2 protein-coding genes are annotated in these 1,593 nt (G+C 40.4%); both read left to right on the forward strand.

The genetic code is table 11. From position 1 onward, the window contains the following. Positions 1-192 precede the first annotated feature (192 nt). Positions 193-549, forward strand: a complete 357-nt coding sequence (locus GO493_RS30700; protein ID WP_157310071.1) for a sensor histidine kinase — start codon at positions 193-195, stop codon at positions 547-549. Between the two features lie 45 nt (positions 550-594). Continuing rightward, on the forward strand, positions 595-1,482 hold the full coding sequence (locus tag GO493_RS30705) for a HEPN domain-containing protein (protein WP_157310072.1): 888 nt from the start codon (positions 595-597) through the stop codon (positions 1,480-1,482). Positions 1,483-1,593 lie beyond the last annotated feature (111 nt).

The following is a 1,593-nucleotide window of genomic DNA, read 5'->3' on the forward strand; positions in this document are numbered from 1 at the left end:
ATGATGGGTGAAATTTATAGCTTCATATACTCCAATCCTAGTAATATTAGGGTGGGGTTACCATCAGCGGAATGAGGGGGTACCATGTTCCGGTATGGGGGGATACCATACTCCGGAATCTACAATATTGAGCAGTACACAGCAGTTGCCGCTTCAAGATCAATCAAAATCAAGCTATTAATTCGTTGTCAAGTGCCTCAATACATCAATACTGATGCTGTAAACCTAGGGCAGATATTGAGGAACCTAGTGGATAACGCACTAAAAGCAGCTCCGGAGGGGACTAATATCACCCTTTTTGTCAATGTAGTAGAAGAAAGCCGTATTCTATTTGAGGTAATTGACCAGGGGAAAGGAATCTCACCGGAGAAGGTACATCTTTTGTTTAAGCCTTTTCAGTTAATGGATCTCGGTTATGCAGGAACGGGGTTAGGTTTATACATAAGTAAGCTATACGCTGAACTGTTAGGTGGCGATATTAGGCTTACTGATACAGGCAAACGTGGGACTACCTTCTTGTTATCAATTAAGAATCAGGCAAATGCATGATTGCCCAAATCTTTCCAAATTTCCACAACAGTTTAATCCACAAATATGCTAACGACTTTCCCAAAACTTCCCCAGGAACAATTACAACAGATTATTCAATTGGTTAAAATCATAGCAAAATCAGTCTATCCCAATAAGGTGATATGTTATGGGTATCGCATTACAATAATGTCAGACTGGAACTGCTTTTCTGAAGAACGGAATCAAGAAAACGGAGTTCATCCTACCTATGACTTACTGCTTATCATTGATGAAGATGAAAAACGGCCAGAGCATGAAATAATCCAGGCAGTGGAACAAAAGGTCACTCCCCTAGATTGTGACGTGACAGTTGTTGCACAGTCGCTTTCTGCCGCAAACAAAGCCTTAGAAAATGGCAACCGGTTTATTAGCAATGTATATCGAAATGGAATACTGATATATGATAGGGATGGCGACCCGCTTTTAGTCCCTCCAATGGCTGCCGATATGGAGATTGTAAGAAGTAAAATAGAAGCAGACTGGATGCGATGTTTCGATATTGCTCAGTGCTTTCACAAAAAGGCGAAGTATTGTTTTGGCAATGGATGGTATGAGCAAGGGACATTTGATCTGCATCAGTCGGCGCAACATGCTTGTATGGCAATTCTTAGAGCTTATTCAGGTTATCGTTCTACAACCCATAACCTTTCCCGCTTACTGGGTTTAATAGCTAACTTTTCTTTACAACCTCTCGCCGTTTTCCCCTGTGTTACTAAAGAAGAGACTACTCTGTTCAATACCCTCAATAGAGCCTACTCAGACGCTCGATATAACGAAAAATATACAGTACCCAAGGAAACAGCCCAGGTTTTACTGCGAAGAGTTGAAGAGCTATTAAGCATTATACAGAAGCTGTATGAAGAAAAACTTATTAGTCTGAAAAGTAACCAACCTATTGTAAATGGTAAATAATAATGCAGCGATTTCAGTAAGAATGAATGCAACAAATTCGGTAACAATACTGCAGCAAAAACGGCAACAATGGTACAGCAAAATCGGTAACAATTGCTACACAATCCGGCA

This window comes from Chitinophaga tropicalis (assembly GCF_009758205.1).
Lineage (GTDB): Bacteria > Bacteroidota > Bacteroidia > Chitinophagales > Chitinophagaceae > Chitinophaga > Chitinophaga tropicalis.